This is a genomic window from Microbacterium sp. ISL-103 (assembly GCF_018613995.1).
Lineage (GTDB): Bacteria > Actinomycetota > Actinomycetes > Actinomycetales > Microbacteriaceae > Microbacterium.
In genome coordinates, this window is sequence record NZ_JAGGPD010000190.1 from 1 (window position 1) to 4,508 (window position 4,508).

Annotated in this window: 3 protein-coding genes and 1 pseudogene; all 4 read right to left on the reverse strand. The window is 67.9% G+C overall.

Going from position 1 to position 4,508, the window contains the following annotated elements; all coding sequences use genetic code 11:
* A partial coding sequence (locus tag J7E68_RS08020; RefSeq protein WP_251048772.1) for a GEVED domain-containing protein occupies positions 1-1,875 on the reverse strand: 1,875 nt, incomplete at its 3' end.
* 287 nt (positions 1,876-2,162) lie between these two features.
* On the reverse strand, positions 2,163-3,068 hold the full coding sequence (locus J7E68_RS08025) for a glycine betaine ABC transporter substrate-binding protein (protein WP_215171519.1): 906 nt from the start codon (positions 3,066-3,068) through the stop codon (positions 2,163-2,165).
* Positions 3,069-3,174: 106 nt separating this feature from the next.
* Positions 3,175-4,155 (reverse strand): proline/glycine betaine ABC transporter permease, encoded by a 981-nt coding sequence (locus J7E68_RS08030; RefSeq protein ID WP_215171521.1) that lies wholly within the window; start codon positions 4,153-4,155, stop codon positions 3,175-3,177.
* Positions 4,155-4,508: pseudogene (locus tag J7E68_RS08035) on the reverse strand (glycine betaine ABC transporter ATP-binding protein); the annotation flags it as partial. The pseudogene J7E68_RS08035 and the gene J7E68_RS08030, both read right to left, overlap by 1 nt.

Consider the following 4,508-nt stretch of genomic DNA (forward strand, 5'->3'; position numbering starts at 1 on the left):
GAGCAGTCGGAAGCCCGAGCCGTCCATCCGCACCCATTCGCCGTCGACGTCCTCGCCGAGCTTCTCGACGGTGATCGACGCCAGCACCTCGCGCGTGGTCGCATGTGCGGGATCGGTGTCTGTGACGCGTGCGCCACCCGAGGCCGGCTGCCCCGAGGCGGTCGCGGTGTTCTTGTGCAGCGTCCCGCCCGTCGTCGGCGCCGAGTAGGTCGCGGTGAAGGTCGCGACCTCGCCGGGATCGAGCGTGCCGTCCCAGGCTCCGACCGGAAGGATCAGTGCGGCCGTGATGACATCGTCAGCCAGCTGCACCGCGGTCAGCGCCACGTTGCCGGTGTTCTTCACGCGGAACTCAAACGTCAGAGCACCGCCTGCATCCACCATCGGCCCGGGGGCGGCGTTCGCATCATCGCCGTTCACGAGCTTGACGACCTCGATCGCGGGCGACGCGGTGGCGAGGGTCAGGATGTAGTCCTCGACCTCTCCCGACTGCGAGATGCCGCGGGGGTCTGCCACCTCGGATGCCGTGAAGGCCGCGCGCACCCGCATGTACGTGTCACCCGGCACCGCAGTGCCCGGCACGGTCCACGACAGGTTCACCGACGTGGCACCGGCGGCGAAGGTCGCCTGCACCCGCTCGGCCGGATCGAACGTCCCGTTCCTGTTGAAGTCGATCCACCCGGCGACGGTGCCCGGCGACGTGGTCCCTGTCAGCGGGATGGGAAGCGAGTAGGCGGTGCCGCGGATCGCCCCCGGCGCGCGGACGCCGTTGCCGATCGCGTCATCGGTGTCGAGCGATGCCCCCGCGCCCGCATTCGGTGAGAGCGTGGGCTTCGCGGTCGCATCGGCATCCGACGTGATCCCCGCGCCGAGCCGCAGCGGACCCTGCACGTGCACGGCGGCCTGCGCGGCGTCGTAGCTGCTCGGGGCGTCTCCCATGTCTTCGTGCAGGCGGATCGAGAGACGGAAGAGGTCGGCGAGTCTCGTGCCGAGGTCGGCGGCGTTGTAGCCGCTGGCCCACCCGTCGGTGACCGGAGCCCGCTGGATGTGCGTGCCGAGGCTCAGAGTCACCGTCTGGAAGGTGCCCTTGAGCGCCACCGACCCGCACCCGGCGAGAGAGGTGCTCGTCATGGTGCGCCCGTCGAGCTCTGCCGCGTCGGGCAGGATCGTGTCGCAGCGAGAACTGCTCGACGTCACCGCCGTGGTGAGGGTCGTGGCGGTGGTGCGGAAGTTCTGCGCCCCCGCGAACGGCGAGAACGTCACGCCGGGGGTGACGATGTCGAGCTCCATCGCGATCCAGCCTGCGGCGGTGCGGTCGCCGTCGGCGTTCGTTCCGACGGTCAGACCGTTGCCGGTCAGGATGTTGCAGTACGTCTCCGACGAGTTGCGTCTCTCGGCGCACTGCGCGTATCCGCCGAGTCCCGAGATGTCGAGGATCGGGTCGGTCACCGGCCTGTTGAACGTGACGGTCAGAGTGCCGTTGCCGGGGCAGAAGCCGGTGTAGTCGATGGTGCCGCACATGCCGGCATAGGCCTCGAGCCCCACGGTCGGCGTCGTCGTCGGGTTGAGACCCGGCGCGAACATGGCCGGCGTCGCCCCGTAGCCGGAGTGCGGAGTGGTCGTCAGGAACTGCACCCCGGCCGTTCCGTACTGCGTCGTCGACGGGTTCAGCGTGAGAGTCGCCGTGACTCCGCCCCGGTAGTTCATGGTCGCGGTCGTCGCCGTGCGCGTCGTGCTCACGGCATCCTCGATCGCCTGCGCCGGGTCGTGCGTCGGCGGCAGGTTGCCGGCCAGCAGGATCACCCCGATCATCGCGAGGCCCAGGAGCGTTCGGATGCGGCGTCGCCGTGGTGCCCGTGCCGGTGCTGCTGCAGTCATCAGGGTCCTCATTCACAGGGGACATGTCCGCAGGGCATCCGTGGTCTGTCTCGACCGATCGGCGGCGCTGTGCTCGGCCTCGGCGGAGCATGTCTGGAGTGCCGACGATCTTTCGACGGCACTCACAAGACGAGCTGCCCGACCGTTCGTGACGAGGGGGTGGGGCTGCTGTTTCGGTACATCGATATATGCAGACACCGCGCCCCAGACGTCGCACCCCGGACGCCGCAGCCCGGACACAGCGATGGGCGGAGGATCCCGAAGGGGATCCAGGTCAGCGCGTCAGGTCAGCTGACGACCCAGTCGAACTCGTCGCCGTGCTCTTCGAGCCATGCGTCGACGGCATCCGCTTCCGTGCCCTCGCCGTACTCGTTCACGACCATGTCCTCGAGCGAGCCGTACTGTGCGTCGTCGAGCTGGATCTGCTCGATCAGCTCAGCAGCCTCGGGGAACTCCTCCGCGAAGCCCTTGTGGCCGAGGAAGTGCAGGCCCTCTGCCTCGCCCATGGCTCCTTCGGGGTCTTCGAGGTCCTTCATTCCGAAGGCCTCGTTGGCCCAGAACGGACGCCACAGGGTGACGACGAGGTCCTCCTGCGCGTCGGTCGCGGTCTTGAGCTCGGTGAGCATCGCCGCGGTCGACGAGGTGACGAGCTCGTACTCGTCCTCGAGGCCGTAGGCGGGGATCATCTTCTCGGTCTGAGCGGGCAGACCCGCGCCCGGCTCGATGCCGATGATCTTGCCGTCGAAGTCCGCACCCTTGCCCTTGAGGTCTTCGATCGAGTTCAGCTCGGAGTACTCCGGAACCGCGATCGTGAGCTTCGCGTTCTCGTAGTAGGTGCCGATGTCCTCGATGTCGTCACCGTAGGTGTCCATGTACTCGGCGTGCGTCAGCTCGGGCCACGCCGACGGGTACATGTCGACGTCCCCCTGGGCGAGACCGGTGTAGAGCGGTCCGGCCTCGGTCAGCGTCTTCATCTCGACCGTGTAGCCGATCTTCTCGAGCTGGTCCTGCAGCAGGTAGGCGGTGCTGAGTCCGTCGGTCCATGAGGGCAGGAAGCCGAGCGTGATCGTGCCCTTGTCTTCTGCACCGTCTCCGCCGGAGTTCGTGCCACCGGCGCCGTCGCTGCTGCAGCCCGCGAGGGCCAGCGATGCGGTGATGCCGAGTGCTGTGATTGCGAGGAACTTCTTCTTCATGTGTATCTCTCCTGGTTCCGTATAGAGGGTGTTCTGGGTGTTCCCGGGGTGATGCGTGCCGTGTCGTACTGCTGGGTCGCAGTGGTGTGTCAGGGAAGTGCGGGGATCACTGGGCGGCGATCGGGGTGCGACGGGGCGACGCCTTGAGGCGGTCCGCCTCATCCACCGCATCCTTGTCGCCCGAGGAGGCCGAGCCCGACCCGTCGTCGTGACGTCCGTTGCGGCGCCGTGCGAGCATCCCGAACAGAGACGAGTGGTTCTCGCCCGGGGTTCCGAGAGCTGCGGTGACGCGGTCGAGGAAGACGGCGATGAGCACGACGCCCAATCCGGCCTCCACGCCCTTGGGGATGTTGATGGTCGAGATGGCCTCGACGACCATCTTCCCGAGGCCGTCTGCACCCGCCATCCCGGCGATGACCGCCATCGAGAGCGCGAGCATGATGACCTGGTTGACGCCGGCCATGATGGTGGGCGTGGCGAGCGGCAGCTGGATGCCGCGCAGGATCTGCCCCGGCTTCGCGCCGAACGCGTGACCGGCCTCGACGGTCTCGGAATCGACACCGCGGATGCCGAGCTCGGTCAGGCGCACGCCCGGGGGCAGCGCGAAGATCACGGTCGCGACGAGGCCCGGCACCACACCGATGCCGAAGAACACGATCGCAGGGATCAGGTAGACGAACGCCGGCATGGTCTGCATGAAGTCGAGCACCGGCTTGAGCACCGCACGCACGGTGGCGTTGCGCGCCGACCAGATGCCGAGCGGCACGGCGATCAGCACGGCGATGATGGCGGCGACCAGCACGAGGGCGAGCGTCTGCATGGCCGGAACCCAGAGGTCCATCCCGACGATGAGTCCGAACGACACGACGGTTCCGATGGCGAGCTGCCACGAGCGCACGGCCCAGGCGATCAGCGCGGCGATCACGATGACGACGGCGAAGTGGGGTGCCAGCAGGGCGCTCGTGAGCCCCTCGACGAGGAAGCTCATCACGAACGAGATGACGTCGAGGAGTCCGTCGAGATTGGTCTTGACCCAGTCGACGACCGCTTCGATCCACGTTCCGACGGGGATGCGGAAACCTTCCATCAGCGCACCTCCTCGATAGTTCCGGCGACCGGCTGCGAGTCGGCCGTCCATCCGTCATCGAGCACCGCATCGATCTCGGCCTGCGGCATCGGAAGCAGCGGCAGGGTGAGTTCGCCGGTCGCACCGGGGCCGGGGCCGAGAGCTGCGAGCAGGGTGATGCGCGGGATCACGCCGGTCAGGCGCCCTGCGGCATCCACCACGGCCAGCGGCAGCGGCGACTCGACCGAGGGGATGAAGAGGTTCATGAGGACCTCGTCTTCGCTCACGCTCTGCGGCACGGGCTTGATGATCGACTCGAGGGTCGACACGCCCTGGCGTACGAGCTTGACGGCGTCGCGGTCGGTGACGATGCC

Excerpts from the sequence above, each read along its gene's own strand:
- J7E68_RS08025 (WP_215171519.1), bottom strand. The coding sequence starts at position 3,068 with ATGAAGAAGAAGTTCCTCGCAATCACAGCACTCGGCATCACCGCATCG.
- J7E68_RS08030 (WP_215171521.1), bottom strand. The coding sequence starts at position 4,155 with ATGGAAGGTTTCCGCATCCCCGTCGGAACGTGGATCGAAGCGGTCGTC.